Genomic DNA, 20,062 nt, shown 5'->3' with positions numbered 1-20,062 from the left:
AGGTTAAGTTAGAAAGGGCGCACGGTGGATGCCTTGGCACTAGGAGCCGATGAAGGACGGTACTAACACCGATATGCTTCGGGGAGCTGTAAGTAAGCTTTGATCCGGAGATTTCCGAATGGGGAAACCCTCCATCCGTAATGGGATGGAACCCTTGCCTGAATACATAGGGCATTGGAGGCAGACCCGGGGAACTGAAACATCTAAGTACCCGGAGGAAGAGAAAGCAAACGCGATTCCCTGAGTAGCGGCGAGCGAAACGGGATTAGCCCAAACCAGGAGGCTTGCCTCCTGGGGTTGTAGGACACTCTACACGGAGTTACAAAGGAACGGAGTAAATGAACAGGCATGGAAAGGCCGGCCATAGAGGGTAACAGCCCCGTAGTTGAAACTTCGTTCCCTCCAGAGTGGATCCTGAGTACGGCGGGACACGAGAAATCCCGTCGGAAGCAGGGAGGACCATCTCCCAAGGCTAAATACTCCCTAGTGACCGATAGTGAACCAGTACCGTGAGGGAAAGGTGAAAAGCACCCCGGAAGGGGAGTGAAACAGATCCTGAAACCGTGTGCCTACAAGTAGTCAAAGCCCTATGACCTTCGGGTCAGGGTAATGGCGTGCCTTTTGTAGAATGAACCGGCGAGTTACGATTACATGCGAGGTTAAGTTGAACAGACGGAGCCGCAGCGAAAGCGAGTCTGAATAGGGCGAATGAGTATGTGGTCGTAGACCCGAAACCAGGTGATCTACCCATGTCCAGGGTGAAGTCCAGGTAACACTGGATGGAGGCCCGAACCCACGCACGTTGAAAAGTGCGGGGATGAGGTGTGGGTAGCGGAGAAATTCCAATCGAACCTGGAGATAGCTGGTTCTCTCCGAAATAGCTTTAGGGCTAGCCTCATGTTGTAAGAGTCTTGGAGGTAGAGCACTGTTTGGACTAGGGGCCCCCATCGGGTTACCGAATTCAGACAAACTCCGAATGCCAAAGACTTATCCATGGGAGTCAGACTGCGAGTGATAAGATCCGTAGTCAAAAGGGAAACAGCCCAGACCACCAGCTAAGGTCCCAAAGTATACGTTAAGTGGAAAAGGATGTGGAGTTGCTTAGACAACCAGGATGTTGGCTTAGAAGCAGCCACCATTTAAAGAGTGCGTAATAGCTCACTGGTCGAGTGACTCCGCGCCGAAAATGTACCGGGGCTAAACGTATCACCGAAGCTGTGGGTGGACACCATCAGGTGTCCGCGGTAGGAGAGCGTTCTAAGTGCATCGAAGTCAGACCGCAAGGACTGGTGGAGCGCTTAGAAGTGAGAATGCCGGTATGAGTAGCGAAAGATGGGTGAGAATCCCATCCACCGAATGCCTAAGGTTTCCTGAGGAAGGCTCGTCCGCTCAGGGTTAGTCGGGACCTAAGCCGAGGCCGAAAGGCGTAGGCGATGGACAACAGGTTGATATTCCTGTACCACCTCTTTACCGTTTGAGCAATGGGGGGACGCAGGAGGATAGGGYAAGCGCGCTGTTGGATATGCGCGTCCAAGCAGTTAGGCTGCAAACGAGGCAAATCCCGTTTGCATMAGGCTGAGCTGTGACGGCGAGGGAAATTTAGTACCGAAGTTCCTGATTCCACACTGCCAAGAAAAGCCTCTAGCGAGGGAAAAGGTGCCCGTACCGCAAACCGACACAGGTAGGCGAGGAGAGAATCCTAAGGTGAGCGAGAGAACTCTCGTTAAGGAACTCGGCAAAATGACCCCGTAACTTCGGGAGAAGGGGTGCTTTTTAGGGTGAATAGCCCGGAAAAGCCGCAGTGAATAGGCCCAGGCGACTGTTTAGCAAAAACACAGGTCTCTGCGAAGCCGCAAGGCGAAGTATAGGGGCTGACGCCTGCCCGGTGCTGGAAGGTTAAGAGGAGGGGTTAGCGCAAGCGAAGCTCTGAATCGAAGCCCCAGTAAACGGCGGCCGTAACTATAACGGTCCTAAGGTAGCGAAATTCCTTGTCGGGTAAGTTCCGACCCGCACGAAAGGCGTAACGATCTGGGCACTGTCTCAACGAGAGACTCGGTGAAATTATAGTACCTGTGAAGATGCAGGTTACCCGCGACAGGACGGAAAGACCCCGTGGAGCTTTACTGCAGCCTGATATTGAATTTTGGTACAGCTTGTACAGGATAGGTAGGAGCCTTTGAAGCCGGAGCGCCAGCTTCGGTGGAGGCATTGGTGGGATACTACCCTGGCTGTATTGAAATTCTAACCCGCGCCCCTGATCGGGGCGGGAGACAGTGTCAGGCGGGCAGTTTGACTGGGGCGGTCGCCTCCTAAAAAGTAACGGAGGCGCCCAAAGGTTCCCTCAGAATGGTTGGAAATCATTCGCAGAGTGTAAAGGCACAAGGGAGCTTGACTGCGAGACCTACAAGTCGAGCAGGGACGAAAGTCGGGCTTAGTGATCCGGTGGTTCCGCATGGAAGGGCCATCGCTCAACGGATAAAAGCTACCCCGGGGATAACAGGCTTATCTCCCCCAAGAGTCCACATCGACGGGGAGGTTTGGCACCTCGATGTCGGCTCATCGCATCCTGGGGCTGTAGTCGGTCCCAAGGGTTGGGCTGTTCGCCCATTAAAGCGGTACGCGAGCTGGGTTCAGAACGTCGTGAGACAGTTCGGTCCCTATCCGTCGTGGGCGCAGGAAATTTGAGAGGAGCTGTCCTTAGTACGAGAGGACCGGGATGGACGCACCGCTGGTGTACCAGTTGTCTTGCCAAAGGCATCGCTGGGTAGCTATGTGCGGAAGGGATAAGTGCTGAAAGCATCTAAGCATGAAGCCCCCCTCGAGATGAGATTTCCCATAGCGTCAAGCTAGTAAGATCCCTGAAAGATGATCAGGTTGATAGGTCTGAGGTGGAAGCGTGGTGACACGTGGAGCTGACAGATACTAATAGATCGAGGACTTAACCACAATTGATTGCTTAGTAATTCTTCTTCTGCATTATCTAGTTTTGAGGGAACAAAACCTCATCTAAATAGTCTGGTGGCGATAGCGAGAAGGTCACACCCGTTCCCATACCGAACACGGAAGTTAAGCTTCTCAGCGCCGATGGTAGTTGGAGGTTCTCCTCCTGTGAGAGTAGGACGCTGCCGGGCGAAACGAAGAACAGTCTGTGAGACTGTTCTTTTTTTGTGCTTTTTTAGTGAAATGGAGAGATTTTTAATAAGAAAAGTGCTCTTAGGCGGAAATGAGTGGTCGGGTGGGCGAATGAGAAGGGTTTTTGAAGGGGAAAATAGGCGCTTTAATCGCGAATTTAATTAAATTGCCCAATAATCTACCGAATTTATTATTTATTTACCGAATTGGCTGAGTAATTTACCGAATTCCAATTGTAATTTACCATTTGGCTTAAAAACATCAATTCACCAACTGCACTTAAACCGCCGCCCAACTCAGCCATAGCCACAGCAAAGCCCCAGCAAAGCCGCCAGCTTACTTAATAATCGAACCATCCTGCAGTCCCTGACTTCTAATCCCCCCAGAAAAAAACTCCGCGTCCTTTTTCCAGCTTCCCTTCATTTCCCTGCCCACGCTATCCGCAGGAGCGGTTTTATCATGAGCCAAATAGGTTAACATAACAAAAAGATCCTTTTATTTTTTTCTAAATGGTTCGCAAATGCAGATTTCTCTTGTACAATAGGGATTTACGTTGAATTAAGGCAGAGGCTTGGAGGAGGTTTATTTTTTGCTTGAAAATAGTTTAGTGATGGTTGCCATCATACTTGTCATCAATATTGTATACGTCTCCTTTTTTACGATCAGGATGATCCTTACGCTGAAAGGACAGCGTTATTTGGCGGCTTTTATCAGCATGATCGAAGTGGTCATTTATGTAATCGGACTGGGGCTTGTACTCGATAATCTGGACCAGATCCAGAACTTGGTTGCATATGCTGTGGGCTACGGAATCGGCGTTGTTGTCGGCATGAAGATCGAGGAGAAGCTTGCTCTTGGATATATAACGGTTAATGTAATAACAAAAGAATATGATAAGGATGTTCCCAGGGTGCTGAGGGAAAAAGGGTATGGCGTAACGAACTGGGCTGCCAATGGGCTGGAGGGCGACCGGATGGCCATGCAGATCCTGACGCCGAGGAAATATGAGCTTAAGCTTTACCAGACGATCAAGGAGCTGGATCCTAAAGCATTCATTATTGCCTATGAGCCTAAGACGATCCATGGCGGCTTCTGGGTGAAATCTGTCAGGAAAGGAAAATTGTATTCATGAGCAAGGAAAAGAAAAAGAAGCAGTTTGAAGTCCTTGAAAATGAGACGATTGGCCAATGCCTGGACCGCATAGCAAAGGAAGGCTATGTGCCGGTGAGGAGAACAGAGAAGCCGATATTTAAAGAAGTGAAGACCGGCGGTTCGGTCTCTTATGAGCCGGCAGGACGGCAAATAGTCTTTGAAGCAAAAAAGGAAGAGTGAAACACGAACATTATCCTATTTTCAATCTTTATTGTTCGAATAGTGGTTGACACCCCGATAGGATAGTTGGTAAGATGTTGTTAGATAAGATTACAATTAAAATTATATTTATATAAAGATTTACCCTTATATAATAATGGGGATATGGCCCATAAGTTTCTACCTGGCTGCCGTAAATGGCCGGACTATAAGGGAAAGCTGATATGACCGGTTCAAGGGTCTGCTTCCTTGTGTGTATTAATTAGGAAGTGTCCTTTATTATCCGAGCCCGGACAGATTACTTTCTCTATTAGTGAATAGTGAAAAGTAACTGTCCGGGCTTTTTATTTTTTGTGGAAGATTAGAATTGGGGGAGAGGCATATGCAAGTGGCTGTTATTATGGGAAGCAAATCTGACTGGGATTCGATGAAGCACACATGCGGCATGTTGGATAAGCTTGAGATTTCTTATGAAAAGCAGGTCGTTTCTGCCCATCGAACCCCGGATTTGATGTTCCGGTTTGCAGAAGAAGCAAGGGACCGCGGGATAAAAGTGATCATTGCGGGAGCTGGGGGAGCAGCTCACTTGCCAGGGATGGTGGCAGCGAAAACGACATTGCCGGTCATTGGCGTGCCAGTCCAATCCAAGGCGCTTAATGGACTCGACTCGCTGCTGTCGATTGTTCAGATGCCAGGAGGTGTTCCTGTAGCGACAGTGGCTATCGGAAAGGCAGGTGCAGTCAACGCGGCTCTCCTTGCTGCACAGATGCTGGGAGCTTTTGACCAAGACATTGCCGGCAGGATTGAGGACTTGAGGCTGCAGACAAAGCAGGAAGTAATGGAGAGCAGTGATGAACTTGTCTAAACATACCATTTTGCCAGGACAGACGATAGGAATCATCGGGGGCGGACAGCTGGGGAGAATGATGGCATTGGCAGCGAAGGCACAGGGGTTCAGGATTGCCGTCCTTGATCCGGCACCGGATTCTCCCTGCGGCCAGGTTGCCGACCGGCAGATTGTCGGCGGCTACGATAACCTGCTTTGTATAAAGGAGCTTGCTGAGGCGAGCGATGTGATCACTTATGAATTTGAAAATATCAATGCCGAGGCGCTTGACTGGCTGACAAGCCATGCCTATGTTCCACAGGGGTCTGAACTGCTCCGCACAACGCAGGACCGCCTGACGGAGAAGGAAGCAATCGAACGGGCAGGGGCAAAGGTGGCGCCTTACGCCCGCATCGAAAAGACGGCTGATATTTATGATAATATAGAGAAGCTTGATTTTCCTGCGGTATTAAAGACGGCACGCGGCGGCTATGATGGCAAAGGGCAATATGTGATCCGGTCAAAAGACGATATTCCTGAGGCTGCAGAGCTGCTTGAAAAAGGCATCTGTGTCCTGGAAAAGTGGATCTCTTTTCAAAAGGAAATCTCTGTGATCATTGCAAGAAACCCTGATGGGGAGACAGCTGTTTTTCCAGTAGGTGAGAATATTCATAAAGATAATATCCTGCATGAAACCATTGTGCCGGCTGATATCAGCGAGAGTGCCGCACGCAAGGCTGAAGACTTGGCCATAAAGATCGCCGAAGCGCTAGGGCTGGTTGGTACGCTTGCAGTGGAGATGTTTCTCTCTGACGGCGATGAGATTTACATAAATGAATTGGCACCAAGGCCGCACAACTCAGGCCACTATACGATCGAGGCCTGTGAAACGTCGCAGTTTGAGCAGCATATCAGGGCTGTGTGCAATTGGCCGCTTGCAAGCACGAGGCTATTAAATCCGGCAGTTATGGTCAACATATTAGGAGAGCATCAGTCAGATGTGATTAAGGCAATTCCAGACCTGAAGGATTGGAAGATTCATTTGTACGGAAAAGATGAGCCAAAGCATAAGCGGAAGATGGGGCACGCGACACTGTTAAGGCCAACAGCGGCAGAAGCGCTTGCCGAGATAGACCGCAGCGGAATATGGAGCAAAGCAAAAGAAGGTATGGAGGTTTTACGATGATTGGACGTTATACAAGACCTGAAATGGGAGCGATATGGACAGAGGAAAATCGCTTCAAGGCTTGGCTGGAAGTAGAAATCCTTGCTTGTGAAGCATGGGCGGAGCTCGGGGACATCCCAAAAGAAGATGTGCAGAAAATCCGTGAGAATGCTTCATTTGATATCGAACGCATCAATGAAATCGAGCAGGAAACCCGCCATGATGTGGTGGCATTCACCCGCGCGGTTTCAGAAACGCTCGGTGAAGAGAGAAAATGGGTGCATTACGGCCTTACTTCCACGGATGTAGTGGACACGGCTCTTTCCTACCTGATCAAGCAGGCTAACAGCATCCTTCTTCAGGACCTGGAGAACTTCGTTGAAATCTTGAAGAATAAAGCAAAAGAACATAAATACACAGTCATGATGGGGCGCACGCACGGTGTTCATGCCGAGCCGACAACCTTCGGGCTGAAGCTGGCTCTATGGTATGAGGAAATGAAGCGGAACCTGGAGCGCTTCAAGCAGGCTGCTTCCGGCGTTGAGTTCGGTAAGATGTCAGGTGCTGTCGGGACCTACGCCAACATCAACCCATTCGTGGAAAGCTATGTATGCGAAAAACTGGGCCTCCAGCCGGCGCCGATTTCGACACAGACACTTCAGCGCGACCGCCATGCCCACTATATGGCCGCCATCTCGCTGATTGCAACTTCCATCGAGAAGTTTGCTGTTGAGATCCGCGGACTGCAAAAGAGTGAAACACGTGAAGTTGAGGAGTTTTTTGCGAAAGGACAGAAAGGGTCTTCTGCCATGCCGCATAAGCGCAATCCTATCGGATCTGAGAATATGACAGGCCTTGCACGTGTGATCCGCGGCCATATGCTGACTGCCTATGAAAATGTGCCATTATGGCATGAGCGCGATATTTCGCACTCTTCAGCAGAAAGGATCATTCTTCCGGATGCAACGATTGCCCTGAATTATATGCTGAACCGATTTGGGAATATCGTTAAGAATCTCACCGTGTTCCCGGAGAACATGAAGAGAAATATGGACCGCACCCTTGGCCTCATCTATTCCCAGCGCGTGCTGCTTGCTCTAATTGATAAAGGCATGGCCCGTGAAGAGGCATATGACGTTGTCCAGCCGAGGGCGATGGAGGCATGGGAGAAGCAGGTAGCGTTCAAATCGCTGGTGGAAGCTGATGAAACGATTTCTGCCAGGCTGTCTGCAGAGGAAATTGAAGACTGCTTCGATTATAACTACCACATCAAGCATGTGGACACCATTTTTGACCGCTTAGGCTTATAAAACCCGGGGGCTTCGGTCCCCTTTTATCAGGAAGATTCCCAATATTCTTACCAAGGAGGCTCTGCCATGGAAAAGAGAGAGCAACTATATGAAGGCAAGGCGAAAAAGGTATATCTGACCGATGATGAAAATATTGTCTGGCTTGAATATAAAGATTCTGCAACTGCATTCAACGGGGAGAAAAAAGCAGAGATTGCCGGCAAAGGCCGTTTGAATAACGAGATTACAAGTCTGCTGTTTTCAGAGCTTCATAAAAAGGGCATCCGCTCTCATTTCATTGAGAAAGTTTCAGAAACTGAGCAGCTTGTACAAAAAGTCGAGATTATTCCTATTGAAGTGGTTGTAAGGAATGTGGCTGCTGGAAGCATGGCAAAAAGGCTTGGGATGGAAGAAGGGGCTCTTCTGAAAAAAACGCTTGTGGAGTTTTATTTGAAGGATGACAGTCTGGGCGATCCGATCATGACCGATGATCATGTGTTTGAGCTTGAGCTTGCTTCTCCTGATGAAGCTGCCCTGCTGAAGAGCAAAGCGCTTGAGGTTAATGCATTTTTATCAAGCTTCTTTAAGGAAATGGGCATTCGTCTCATTGACTTTAAGCTTGAGTTCGGAAAAAATGCTGCCGGCGATATTCTGCTGGCAGATGAAATCTCTCCTGATACTTGCCGCCTTTGGGATATGGAGACAAATGCGAAGCTTGATAAGGATGTATTCCGCCGTGATCTGGGAAGCTTAACAGATGCCTATGAAAATATTTTAACAAGATTGGGAGGACGCCAGCATGTATAAAGTAAAGGTGTATATCACATTAAGAGAAAGTGTATTGGATCCGCAGGGAACGGTTGTGAAAGGGTCTCTGCACTCCTTAAACTTCAATGAAGTTCAGGACGTCCGGATTGGTAAATATATGGAGCTGACAATCGATAAGACAGATCGTGATATCGATGCGGCTGTAAAAGAAATGTGTGAGCGCCTGCTGGCTAATGTGGTGATTGAGGATTACCGCTACGAAATTGAGGAGTGTGTTGCACTGTGAAGTTTGCAGTCATCGTTTTTCCGGGCTCCAATTGTGATATTGATATGTTCCATGCGATCCAGGATGAGCTTGGGGAGCAGGCAGAATACGTGTGGCATGATACAGAAAGCCTTGATGAATATGATGCGATCCTCCTGCCGGGCGGCTTCTCTTATGGAGATTATCTCCGTTCCGGCGCGATTGCCCGCTTCAGCAAGGTGATGAAGGCTGTTATCAAGGCAGCAGAGGAAGGAAAGCCGGTCCTTGGTGTCTGCAATGGCTTCCAGATCCTGCTTGAAACAGGCCTGCTGCCAGGCGCGATGCGGAGGAATGAAAGCCTGAAATTTATGTGCAGGCCCGTTCAGCTGCAGGTAGCAAATAATCAGACGATCTTCTCTTCCGCTTATGAACAGGGCGAAGAGATCACTATCCCGATCGCACATGGAGAAGGAAATTATTACTGTGATGAAGCCACACTAGAATCACTTAAAGAGAATAATAGGATCGTATTCACATACAGCGGCGAGAATCCGAATGGAAGTCTCAGCGACATCGCCGGAATCATCAATGAAAAAGGAAATGTCCTTGGCATGATGCCGCACCCTGAAAGGGCCGTCGACCAGCTGTTGGGCGGTGCCGATGGACTGAAGCTTTTCCAATCAATCGTCAAACAATGGAGGGAATCTTATGCCGTTAATGCTTGAGCCAAGCCCGCAGCAGATTGTTACAGAAAAAGTCTACAAAGAGATGGGATTGACGGATCAGGAATTTGCAATGGTTGAGGACATCCTTGGCAGATTGCCGAATTACACAGAGCTCGGATTGTTTTCCGTCATGTGGTCAGAGCATTGCAGCTATAAAAATTCCAAGCCGGTCCTGAAAAAATTCCCGGTCAAAGGCGAACGCGTCCTGCAGGGCCCTGGGGAAGGAGCTGGCATCGTTGACATCGGAGACGGCCAGGCAGTTGTATTTAAAATCGAAAGCCATAACCACCCATCTGCGATCGAGCCTTACCAGGGAGCGGCAACGGGTGTGGGCGGCATTATCCGGGATGTATTTTCAATGGGAGCAAGACCGATCGCTCTCCTTAACTCTCTTCGCTTTGGAGAGCTGGATTCTCCTCGCGTTCGGTACCTTTTTAAAGAAGTAGTGGCAGGCATTGCCGGGTACGGAAACTGCATCGGCATTCCGACTGTCGGGGGCGAGGTGCAGTTCGATGCTTCCTATGAAGGCAACCCTCTCGTCAATGCCATGTGTGTCGGTCTGATCGACCATAAAGATATTAAAAAAGGCCAGGCGCACGGCGTCGGCAACACGGTTATGTATGTAGGCGCAAAAACAGGACGCGACGGCATCCACGGCGCGACCTTTGCCTCAGAGGAACTGACAGAGCAGTCTGAAGAAAAGCGCCCTGCCGTCCAGGTCGGCGATCCGTTCATGGAGAAGCTGCTGCTTGAAGCATGCCTTGAGCTGGTTAAGAACGACGCGCTTGTCGGCATCCAGGACATGGGAGCAGCCGGGCTGACAAGCTCATCTGCCGAAATGGCCAGTAAAGCAGGATCCGGCATCGAGATGAATCTCGATCTTGTCCCGCAGAGGGAAACGGGCATGACTGCCTATGAAATGATGCTGTCTGAATCACAGGAACGCATGCTGATTGTCGTCCAAAAAGGGCGTGAGCAGGAAATCGTTGATCTTTTTTCAAAATATGAACTTGAAGCCGTGGCGATCGGACGGGTGACAGATGATAAAATGCTGCGCCTTCTCCATAAAGGGGAAGTGGTGGCAGACGTACCGGCTGATGCTCTTGCCGAGGAAGCTCCTGTGTACCACAAGCCTTCACGCGAGCCTGAGTATTTCCGTGAATTCCAAGCTATGGAGACGGAAATTCCGGCAGCAGGGAATGCAGGGGAAACTCTGATACGCCTGCTGCAGCAGCCTACCATTGCAAGCAAGGAATGGGTCTATGACCAATATGACTATATGGTTCGCACAAGCACAGTTGTTTCTCCAGGTTCTGATGCGGCGGTCGTAAGGATCCGCGGAACACGCAAGGCGCTTGCCATGACAACGGACTGCAATTCACGCTATTTGTATCTTGATCCTGAAACAGGCGGGAAAATTGCCGTGGCTGAAGCAGCAAGGAATATCATTGCATCCGGTGCCGAGCCGCTTGCCATTACAGACTGCCTGAACTTCGGCAACCCGGAAAAGCCGGAAATCTTCTGGCAGCTGGAAAAAGCGGCCGATGGCATGAGCAGCGCCTGCCTTGCCCTGAATACGCCGGTTATCGGCGGAAACGTGTCACTATATAACGAAACCAACGGTACAGCCGTCTATCCTACACCAGTAGTCGGGATGGTCGGACTTGTAGAGGATGTTGACCATATTACAACCCAGCGCTTCAAGCAGGCTGGCGATCTGATTTATCTTCTCGGAGAAACAAAGGCCGAGTTCGGCGGCAGTGAGCTGCAAAAGCTTATACATGGCAGGATTTTCGGGAAAGCGCCGGAGCTTGATCTGGAAAAAGAAGCACGGAATCAGGAGCAGGTGCTAAAAGCCATCCGTGCGGGGCTTGTCTCTTCCGCTCATGACCTGGCAGAAGGCGGACTTGCAGTGGCAGCTGCTGAAAGTGTGATTGGCTCTGAGGGGCTTGGCGCTTCCATCCGCATTTCAGGAGACGAGACCAGCGCACTATTCAGTGAATCGCAGTCCCGCTTCCTCCTTACTGTTAAAAAGGAAGATCAGCAGGCATTTGAAAGCATGACTGATGCGGTTCTGATCGGCGAGGTAACAGGAGAGCCTGTGCTTGAAATCCACTCTGACAGCGGCCTGGTTATGAAAGAACAAACAGAAGTTCTGAAATCAGCCTGGAAAGGAGCAATCCCATGCTTGCTGAAATAAGAGGCCTGAACGAAGAATGCGGCATCTTTGGTGTCTGGGGGCATGAAAATGCCGCCCAGATCACCTATTACGGCCTTCACAGCCTGCAGCACCGCGGCCAGGAAGGTACAGGGATGGTCGTGACAGACGGGAAAAAGCTGAAGGGTCTGAAAGGTGAAGGGCTTGTCGCGGAAATTTTCACCGAGGATGCCATGGAGGCAATGGACGGAAAGTCGGCCATCGGCCATGTCCGCTATGCAACAGCAGGCGGCGGCGGATATGAAAATGTCCAGCCTCTGCTGTTCAACTCACAAAACGGCGGCCTGGCACTTGCTCATAATGGCAATCTGGTAAATGCCACTGCATTGAAAAATCAGCTTGAAGGACAGGGAAGCATCTTCCAGACCAGCTCAGATACAGAGGTGCTGGCGCATCTGATCAAGCGCGGCGGTTTTTCAGCCTTGAAGGACCGGGTTAAAACGGCCCTTTCCATGGTAAAAGGCGCGTATGCATTTCTGATCATGACAGAAACCGAATTGATGGTGGCGCTTGATCCGAATGGCATGCGGCCGCTGTCGCTCGCGAAGCTTGGCGATGCCTATGTGGTAGCTTCCGAAACCTGTGCTTTTGATGTGGTCGGGGCAGAATTCATCAGGGATGTTCTTCCTGGAGAGCTCTTGATCATTAATGATGAAGGCTTCCGTTCCGAGATGTTTGCGGTTGCCTCAACGACAGCCATGTGCACGATGGAATATGTTTATTTTTCGAGGCCTGACAGCAATATCAACGGCATCAATGTCCACACGGCCCGTAAAAGTCTTGGAAAGAAGCTGGCTGAAGAGTTTCCTTTTGAAGCAGATGTGGTCACAGGAGTGCCTGATTCAAGCATTTCAGCTGCCATCGGCTATGCGGAAGCTTCCGGGATTCCTTATGAAATGGGGCTGATCAAGAATAGATATGTCGGCAGGACATTCATCCAGCCGTCCCAATCATTGAGGGAGCAGGGCGTCAAGATGAAGCTCTCCCCTGTGCGCGGCGTTGTCGAGGGCAAAAGGGTCATCATGGTCGATGATTCCATTGTCCGCGGCACAACAAGCAGAAGGATCGTCACCATGCTCCGCGAAGCAGGCGCGACTGAGGTTCATGTCGTAATCAGTTCACCGCCGATCAAGAACCCTTGTTTCTACGGGATCGATACATCGACACGGGAGGAATTGATTGCCTCCGAGCATTCTGTTGAAGAGATCCGGGAAATCATCGGGGCAGACACCCTTTCCTTTTTAAGCGCGGAAGGGATGATCGAAGCAATCGGCAGGACAGATTCAGGAGCATTGAAAGGCCAGTGCCTGGCATGCTTTACCGGGAACTATCCGACTGAAATCTATCCTTCTACCATTCATCCTTACGAAAAAGTCTAAGAAGCGGCATTCAGCAATGCTGCTTTTCTTTTCAAATAAATATGATAGAGGGGGAACTGTAATGGCTAATGCCTATAAGCAGGCTGGCGTGGATATAGAAGCAGGATATGAGGCGGTATCCAGGATGAAGAAGCATGTGCAGAGGACACAAAGGGCTGGCGTAATGGGAGGCCTGGGCGGATTCGGCGGCATGTTTGATCTGTCAGTCCTGAACCTGAAGGAGCCGGTGCTGGTTTCAGGGACAGACGGGGTCGGCACAAAGCTCATGCTCGCGTTCATGATGGACCGGCATGATACAATCGGAGTGGATGCTGTTGCCATGTGCGTGAATGATATTGTCGTTCAGGGTGCTGAACCGCTGTATTTCCTTGATTATATCGCATGCGGAAAAGCGGATCCAGCAAGGATTGAGGCAATCGTCAAAGGCATTGCAGACGGCTGCGAGCAGGCCGGCTGTGCGCTAGTCGGCGGAGAAACAGCCGAAATGCCCGGCATGTACAAAGAGGAAGAATATGACCTGGCCGGTTTTGCAGCAGGGGCCTGTGAGAAATCAGCGCTGATTGACGGCTGCACTATCAAGGAAGGCGATGTACTTGTCGGCCTTGCATCGAACGGAATCCACAGCAATGGGTATTCTCTTGTCAGAAAGATCCTGCTGGAGGATGCCGGCCTGATGCTGGACAGTTATCAGGAGGAACTTGGCTGCACATTGGGCGAGGAGCTTCTGAAGCCGACGAGGATTTATGTGAAGCCGTTGCTTGAAGCGATGAAAACATTCGACATCAAGGGATTGGCCCATATTACAGGCGGCGGTTTCATTGAAAACCTGCCAAGAATGCTTCCAGAGGGACTGGGGGCTGAAATTGATGAAAGCGAAAGGGAAATCCCGCCGGTATTCGCTCTCATGGAAAAGCTGGGAAATCTGGATCGCATGGAAATGTACAATATTTTCAATATGGGCACGGGAATGGCTGCGGCTGTCAGCCCCGAACAGGCCGACATGCTCATCAGCCACCTGAATGCTTCAGGGGAAAAAGCCTACAGGCTCGGGACGGTTACAAGGAAAGAAGGAATTCAAATTACCGTGTAAAACGGATTTCGGAGGTTCCCATGAAAAAGATAGCAGTATTTGCTTCCGGAAGCGGAACCAACTTTCAAGCTATAATCGATGCTGTAAAAGGCGGCGATCTGGATGCGGACATCCGGCTTTTGGTTTCTGACAGGCCGGGAGCTTATTGCCTGGAGAGGGCTGAGGCCAATGGAATCCCAAGCTTTGCCTTCCGTGCAAAAGAGTTTGAAAGCAAGCAGGCATATGAAGAGGAAATTCTCATCAGGCTCAGGGAGTGCGGAGCTGAGTTCATCATTCTGGCAGGCTATATGAGGCTGATCGGTGAGGTTCTCCTTGCTGAATATGAGGGAAGGATCGTCAATATCCATCCTTCGCTTCTGCCCTCCTTTCCGGGAAAAGATGCCATCGGCCAGGCTTTGGAAGCTAGGGTGCCGATCAGCGGCGTGACGGTTCATTATGTGGATGCCGGCATGGACACAGGGCCGATCATTGCCCAGCAGTCTGTGAAGCTTGATGAAGAAGAAACGAGAGAGAGCCTGCAGGAGAAGATCCATCAGATTGAGCACAAATTGTACCCTGCTACTTTGAACAGGATATTTGCAGAAGATGCAGCAAGAGTCAGCAGCAGTAAATAAGGACAGTCAACAGGAGGAATTCAAAATGAAAAAGCGAGCATTAATCAGTGTGTCAGACAAAAACGGAATTGTCGATTTTGCCAAGGAGCTCGCCAGTCTTGGCTACGAGATCATATCAACGGGCGGCACCAAGAAAACACTCCAGGAAAGCGGCGTTGATGTAATCGGCGTGAGCGATGTCACCGGTTTCCCGGAAATTCTCGAAGGCCGCGTAAAGACATTGAATCCGATGATTCATGGGGGCCTTTTGGCAAAGTTCGATCAGTCCGGGCATAGTGCCCAGATGGAAGAGCATGGAATTGATCCAATCAGCATCGTCTGTGTCAATCTGTATCCTTTCCAGCAGACCATCGCCAAGAGCGATGCATCAGTCGAGGATGCGATTGAAAATATTGATATCGGCGGACCAGCAATGCTGCGCGCGTCAGCAAAAAACCATCAATATGTCACAGTGGTCATCGATCCTGCAGACTATGGTACCGTCCTTTCAGAACTCACTGAAAATGGCGAAACCCAGGCCGCGACACGCCGCAGGCTTGCAGCGAAGGTCTTCCGGCATACAGCTTCCTATGACAGCTTGATTGCCGAATATATGACTAAGCTTGCAGGTGAAGAGAATCCGGAAAAAATGACTGTTACATACGAATTGAAACAAACGCTGCGCTATGGCGAAAATCCTCATCAGAAGGCTGCTTTTTACCGGAAGCCGCTTGGCTCTGAGTTTTCGATTGCCAATGCCGAGCAGCTTCATGGGAAAGAGCTTTCCTACAACAATATCAATGATGCAGAAGCTGCCCTGCAGATCGTCAAGGAATTCAAGGACCCGGCTGCTGTTGCTGTGAAGCATATGAATCCTTGCGGCGTTGGAACCGGCAAAGATACTTATGATGCTTTTACAAAAGCTTTCGAAGCAGACCCTGTTTCCATCTTTGGGGGAATCATTGCGCTCAACCGGGAAGTGGATGCTGAAACAGCAAGGAAGCTGCATGAAATTTTCCTTGAAATCGTCATTGCTCCTTCCTATTCGGAAGAGGCGCTTGCAATATTGACAGGCAAGAAAAATATCCGCCTCCTGACCATTCCTTTTGATGTAGAAAAGAAGGAAGAGGCAAGGCTGACAAGCATTGAAGGGGGACTGCTCGTCCAGGAATATGACCGCTATTCCCTTGAGGACGCGACCGTTTCTGTTGCAACCAGGAGAGAGCCGACAGAAGAAGAATGGGCGGCGCTTAAGCTTGGCTGGAAGGTAGTTAAGCATGTGAAATCCAATGCGATTGTCGTGAATAACAGTGAAATGACTTTAGGGGTCGGCGCCGGACAGATGAACCGTGTCGGAGCGGCCAAAATCGCTCTGGAGCAAGCAGGCAACCGTGCAGAAGGGGCAGTGCTCGCTTCTGATGCATTCTTCCCGATGGATGATACTGTCGAAGCGGCAGCCAAGGCAGGCATCACTGCGATCATCCAGCCTGGCGGGTCCATCAAGGACCAGGATTCTGTGAAAAAGGCAGACGAATACGGGATTGCGATGGTATTAACAGGAGTTAGGCATTTTAAACATTAATCAGGGAGCTGATGGATGGTGAACGTATTAGTCATCGGGCGCGGCGGCAGGGAGCACAGCATCTGCCGGAAAATGAGCGAAAGCCCGTCTGTGGATCAAGTGTATGCCGCACCAGGGAATCACGGGATGGCCGATTGTGCCATTCAGGTTCCGATAGATGAAATGAATTTTCCGGAGATAGCAGCCTTTGCAAAGGAAAATGAAGTCGGGCTGACAGTCATCGGCCCGGAGGCACCGCTTCAGGCCGGGCTGGCAGATTTTCTGGGCAGCTTGGGGATGAAGGTATTCGGCCCGAAAAAAGAGGCAGCAGTCATTGAAGGAAGCAAGTCTTTCGCCAAAGAGCTGATGGAGAAATACGATATTCCCACTGCAGAGTACAGGGCATTCACTGATTATGAAAAAGCCAGGGGCTATCTTAATGAAAAAGGGGCTCCCATTGTCATTAAAGCTGACGGGCTTGCGGCAGGAAAAGGGGTCACGGTCGCCATGACTCTGGATGAAGCCCAGCAGGCGCTGGAAGAAATGATGGTTGGTGAGCGGTTCGGGGAAGCTTCCGCCAAGGTAGTCATTGAAGAGTTCCTGGAAGGGGAGGAGTTCTCCCTGATGGCTTTTGTCAGCGGAAGCACGGTGGTGCCGCTTGAAATTGCCCAGGACCATAAGCGGGCATATGACGGAGACCAGGGGCCAAATACAGGCGGGATGGGTGCGTATTCTCCAGTCCCTCACATCAGTGATTCTGTGATCCAGGAAGCCGTGCGGACAATCCTGGAGCCGGCGGCAAAGGCGATGGAGCTCGAAGGCCGAAGCTTCTGCGGCGTGCTGTATGCAGGCCTGATCAACACAGAGCAGGGCCCAAAGGTCATCGAATTCAACGCGCGCTTCGGTGATCCGGAGACCCAGGCAGTGCTTCCGAGGATGAAATCGGATCTCGCTGAAACTATGCTGGCTGTCATTGATGGCGGGAAGCCGGAAATAGAGTGGGATTCCCATTTTGTGCTTGGGGTTGTGGCTGCTTCCAAAGGCTATCCGGGATCATACGGAAAGGGAGCCGTGCTGAAGGGGCTCAGCGAGATGGAACCCTCCTTGTTTGTCTTCCATGCCGGCACAAAACAAAATGAAGACGATGAGTTTATCACTGACGGCGGGAGGGTGCTTCTCGCCGGCGCTAAGGCCGAAAGCCTTTCCGAGGCGCAGGAAAAGGTCTATGCCGGGCTTGAAAAGCTTCAGTGCGACGGTGTTTTCTACCGCAGGGATATAGGCGGCAGGGCTATCGCGCGCCTTTCTTCCCGGACTTCCTTATAAAAGCGTAAAGAATTGCGACGATGCTGCCGATCAGGATGATCAGGACAAACGACATATCGGTAACATATTCAAGAAACATTCCTATCATCTCCTTAAGATTCAAAAGCGGCAGGCACCTTTATACAGGTGTCCGCCGCTTTCTTTTTTCTCATTTAAGCGTGTTATTCTGCATCAGGGTCTTTTCAAGCATCGCCAGGTCCTGATCGTTCAGGTCCTGTTTATCCCCGCCAGCATGGGGCTCCTTATGCTTCTGTTCAGAATGGTCTTTGCGGCTGCCGCTCTCATTCATCATATCCTGCCCGCGGTCAAGCATGGCTGTCACCGGACAATAGCGGACAATCCCTTCTGCCACCTTCATGGCCCCAAGCATCGCCATGACCAGATAAGAATCGCGCCAAGGCATTTTCACCAGCTTGGCTGTGCTCCAGGAAAGGACGGTAAGACCGATGGTGATGCGGATAAGAGCATTCAAGATGCCGATGTTCTGCTTGATCTTCATGACTTTTGCACTCCTTCACAAAATTTTCAATTTCTTTACAATTCTTTAATGCGTTAAACAGCGAAATATGCTAGTATAGATAGAACAGCTCTGAAAGGGCTTTCTTTTTTACAATATGATCGCTTAGATCTTAAAAAATATATCAAAGCCGCTTAGCGGTAAGTAAACGGAGGGGACATTGTTGCTCGAACAGCGGTATCGGTGGAAAAACAAACAAATAAGGGAACAGGTCTCCGTTCTGGATGGAAAGCTTGCCCCGACTATACTTTTGCAAAATGCCACATACTTGAATCAAATACTGAATAAATGGATTACCGCCAATATCTGGATCTATGATGACCGGATCGTCTATGTCGGAGAGAAGCTTCCGGCAAGGACAGACGGCTGTGAAATCAGGGACTGTCAGGGCGAATGGCTTGTTCCAGGCTATATTGAGCCCCACGCCCATCCATTTCAACTTTATAATCCCCATTCTCTGGCGGCTTATGCATCGCAATTCGGCACAACGACACTCATCAATGATAATATGTCGCTTGTTTTGCAGATGGATAAAAAGAAAGCGTTTTCTTTTTTGAGGGAGATGCGCAATATTCCTTCTACCATGTATTGGTGGTGCCGGTTTGATGCACAGACAGAGATCCAAGACGAAGAACAGGCCTTTTCCCATGGAAACATCAAATCCTGGCTGGAGCACGACGCCGTCCTGCAGGGCGGGGAACTCACAGGGTGGCCGCGGCTTCTGGATGGCGATGATATGATGCTTCACTGGATACAGGAAGCCAAACGGATGCGCAAGCAGATTGAAGGGCATTTCCCGGGGGCATCGGAAAAAACGCTGGCGAAGATGATGCTCTTTGGGGCAGACTGCGACCATGAAGCGATGACAGGAAAAGAAGCGTATGACCGGCTCATGCATGGATATACGGTATCCCTTCGCCATTCCTCCATCAGGCCGGACCTGCCTAAGCTGCTGGAAGAAATTCATGAGCTGGGAATCAATGTGTATGACCGGTTTATTTTTACGACGGATGGTTCGTCTGCTTCCTTTTATGAGCAGGGCATGATCGATCATATGATCAGGATTGCCATTGAAAAAGGGGTGCCTGTAATAGACGCTTATAATATGGGGACGATCAATCCCGCCCGCCATTATAATATCGACTATCTTCATGGCAATATTACGACAGGCAGAATTGCCAACATCAACTTCCTTGAGGATGAAAGAAACCCCACACCGGTTTCTGTCCTGGCGAAAGGCAAATGGGTCAAAAAGGACGGCAAAGAAGTGGAAGGTGCTTACGGCTGGAATACCTGGGGGGAACATGGCTTTGAAAAGCTGGACATTGACTGGAGCCTGACGGGTGATGATATGCAATTTTCCATGCCGTTTGGCATTAAAATGGAAAATGCAGTCATCACAAAGCCATATTCCATTTCCATTGATGTTTCCTATGAAGAGCTGTCAGAAGACCATGATGAATGCTTCTTCATGCTTGTTGACAGGAAGGGGAAATGGCGGATCAACACCATGCTGAAGGGTTTTGCCAGCAGGATTGGGGGCATGGCGAGCTCGTTCTCCAATACCGGGGATATCATCCTGATCGGGAAGAACAAACAGGATATGCTGACAGCCTTTGAACGGATCAAAATGCTCGGCGGAGGGATTGCGATTGCCGGAAATGGAACGATTGAATGCGAGGTCGAACTTCCGCTGAATGGAGGGATGTCCGCAAAGGCCGTTCCAGACCTGATAGAGGATGAAAAGAAGCTGCTGAGGCTGCTCGAAGAAAAAGGGTACAGATTCGAGGACCCGATCTATTCGCTCCTCTTTTTCTCATCAACCCATCTTCCGTACATCCGGATCACTCAGCATGGAATGTATGATGTCATGAATAAAACGGTACTCTTTCCAACGATAATGCGTTAAAATATAAAAGAA

General features: G+C 50.1%; 17 protein-coding genes, 2 rRNA genes and 1 riboswitch. Of the genes, 17 read left to right on the top strand and 2 right to left on the bottom strand.

Annotation, left to right across the window (positions count from 1 at the left end):
- Position 1: 1 nt before the first annotated feature.
- The 16 genes from FZD51_RS18500 (at position 2) to purD (ending at position 17,624) form a co-directional block, all read left to right on the top strand.
- A 23S ribosomal RNA gene (locus FZD51_RS18500) occupies positions 2-2,946 on the top strand.
- A 68-nt stretch (positions 2,947-3,014) separates the two neighbouring features.
- Positions 3,015-3,131: ribosomal RNA gene (gene rrf / locus FZD51_RS18495) — 5S ribosomal RNA — on the top strand.
- 611 nt (positions 3,132-3,742) lie between these two features.
- Positions 3,743-4,264 carry a DUF2179 domain-containing protein gene (locus tag FZD51_RS18490; protein ID WP_187445823.1) on the top strand — a complete coding sequence of 174 codons (522 nt, stop codon included), beginning with the start codon at positions 3,743-3,745 and terminating at the stop codon, positions 4,262-4,264.
- The gene (locus FZD51_RS18485) at positions 4,261-4,464 is read left to right on the top strand and encodes an NETI motif-containing protein (RefSeq protein ID WP_148976113.1); all 204 of its coding nucleotides are present in this window, start codon (positions 4,261-4,263) and stop codon (positions 4,462-4,464) included. The genes FZD51_RS18490 and FZD51_RS18485 overlap by 4 nt, the downstream gene beginning before the upstream one ends.
- Positions 4,465-4,570: 106 nt before the next feature.
- Positions 4,571-4,672, top strand: a riboswitch (purine riboswitch).
- 153 nt (positions 4,673-4,825) lie between these two features.
- Positions 4,826-5,308, top strand: coding sequence for a 5-(carboxyamino)imidazole ribonucleotide mutase (purE, locus tag FZD51_RS18480; protein WP_148976112.1), 483 nt, complete (start codon positions 4,826-4,828; stop codon positions 5,306-5,308).
- The gene (gene purK, locus FZD51_RS18475; protein WP_187445819.1) at positions 5,295-6,455 is read left to right on the top strand and encodes a 5-(carboxyamino)imidazole ribonucleotide synthase; all 1,161 of its coding nucleotides are present in this window, start codon (positions 5,295-5,297) and stop codon (positions 6,453-6,455) included. The genes purE and purK overlap by 14 nt, the downstream gene beginning before the upstream one ends.
- Complete coding sequence (purB, locus tag FZD51_RS18470) at positions 6,452-7,744, top strand: adenylosuccinate lyase (protein WP_148976111.1); 1,293 nt, start codon at positions 6,452-6,454, stop codon at positions 7,742-7,744. The genes purK and purB overlap by 4 nt, the downstream gene beginning before the upstream one ends.
- Before the next feature lie 66 nt (positions 7,745-7,810).
- Complete coding sequence (purC, locus tag FZD51_RS18465) at positions 7,811-8,530, top strand: phosphoribosylaminoimidazolesuccinocarboxamide synthase (protein WP_148976110.1); 720 nt, start codon at positions 7,811-7,813, stop codon at positions 8,528-8,530.
- Positions 8,523-8,777, top strand: coding sequence for a phosphoribosylformylglycinamidine synthase subunit PurS (gene purS / locus FZD51_RS18460; protein ID WP_148976109.1), 255 nt, complete (start codon positions 8,523-8,525; stop codon positions 8,775-8,777). Before purC ends, purS begins: the two co-directional genes overlap by 8 nt.
- Positions 8,774-9,460 (top strand): phosphoribosylformylglycinamidine synthase subunit PurQ, encoded by a 687-nt coding sequence (gene purQ / locus FZD51_RS18455; RefSeq protein WP_148976108.1) that lies wholly within the window; start codon positions 8,774-8,776, stop codon positions 9,458-9,460. Before purS ends, purQ begins: the two co-directional genes overlap by 4 nt.
- Positions 9,444-11,660 carry a phosphoribosylformylglycinamidine synthase subunit PurL gene (gene purL, locus FZD51_RS18450; RefSeq protein WP_148976107.1) on the top strand — a complete coding sequence of 739 codons (2,217 nt, stop codon included), beginning with the start codon at positions 9,444-9,446 and terminating at the stop codon, positions 11,658-11,660. The genes purQ and purL overlap by 17 nt, the downstream gene beginning before the upstream one ends.
- The gene (purF, locus tag FZD51_RS18445) at positions 11,645-13,057 is read left to right on the top strand and encodes an amidophosphoribosyltransferase (RefSeq protein ID WP_148976106.1); all 1,413 of its coding nucleotides are present in this window, start codon (positions 11,645-11,647) and stop codon (positions 13,055-13,057) included. Before purL ends, purF begins: the two co-directional genes overlap by 16 nt.
- 61 nt (positions 13,058-13,118) lie before the next feature.
- On the top strand, positions 13,119-14,147 hold the full coding sequence (gene purM, locus FZD51_RS18440) for a phosphoribosylformylglycinamidine cyclo-ligase (RefSeq protein WP_148976105.1): 1,029 nt from the start codon (positions 13,119-13,121) through the stop codon (positions 14,145-14,147).
- 20 nt (positions 14,148-14,167) lie between these two features.
- Positions 14,168-14,761: a phosphoribosylglycinamide formyltransferase gene (gene purN / locus FZD51_RS18435; RefSeq protein WP_148976104.1), complete on the top strand. Its 594-nt coding sequence runs from the start codon at positions 14,168-14,170 to the stop codon at positions 14,759-14,761.
- A 25-nt stretch (positions 14,762-14,786) separates the two neighbouring features.
- Positions 14,787-16,322 carry a bifunctional phosphoribosylaminoimidazolecarboxamide formyltransferase/IMP cyclohydrolase gene (gene purH, locus FZD51_RS18430; protein WP_148976103.1) on the top strand — a complete coding sequence of 512 codons (1,536 nt, stop codon included), beginning with the start codon at positions 14,787-14,789 and terminating at the stop codon, positions 16,320-16,322.
- Between the two features lie 18 nt (positions 16,323-16,340).
- Entirely contained in the window at positions 16,341-17,624 is a 1,284-nt protein-coding gene (gene purD, locus FZD51_RS18425) for a phosphoribosylamine--glycine ligase (protein WP_148976126.1), read from the top strand.
- On the opposite strand, the gene FZD51_RS26790 is transcribed toward purD, so the two are convergent.
- A complete protein-coding gene (locus FZD51_RS26790; RefSeq protein ID WP_323131897.1) occupies positions 17,590-17,703 on the bottom strand; it encodes an EYxxD motif small membrane protein in 114 nt (37 codons plus the stop codon). The genes purD and FZD51_RS26790 overlap by 35 nt on opposite strands.
- Before the next feature lie 69 nt (positions 17,704-17,772).
- Complete coding sequence (locus FZD51_RS18420; RefSeq protein ID WP_148976102.1) at positions 17,773-18,123, bottom strand: YgaP family membrane protein; 351 nt, start codon at positions 18,121-18,123, stop codon at positions 17,773-17,775.
- A gap of 181 nt (positions 18,124-18,304) precedes the next feature.
- Here FZD51_RS18420 and FZD51_RS18415 point away from each other — a divergent pair, with 181 nt between their 5' ends.
- Complete coding sequence (locus tag FZD51_RS18415; protein WP_187445818.1) at positions 18,305-20,050, top strand: adenine deaminase C-terminal domain-containing protein; 1,746 nt, start codon at positions 18,305-18,307, stop codon at positions 20,048-20,050.
- Positions 20,051-20,062: the final 12 nt, after the last annotated feature.

Origin of the sequence: Bacillus infantis, from assembly GCF_008180445.1 — a bacterium.
GTDB lineage: Bacteria > Bacillota > Bacilli > Bacillales > Cytobacillaceae > Bacillus_AB > Bacillus_AB infantis_B.
The sequence above is the reverse complement of the archived record's forward strand: the minus strand, read 5'-3'. Positions and strand labels throughout refer to the sequence as shown.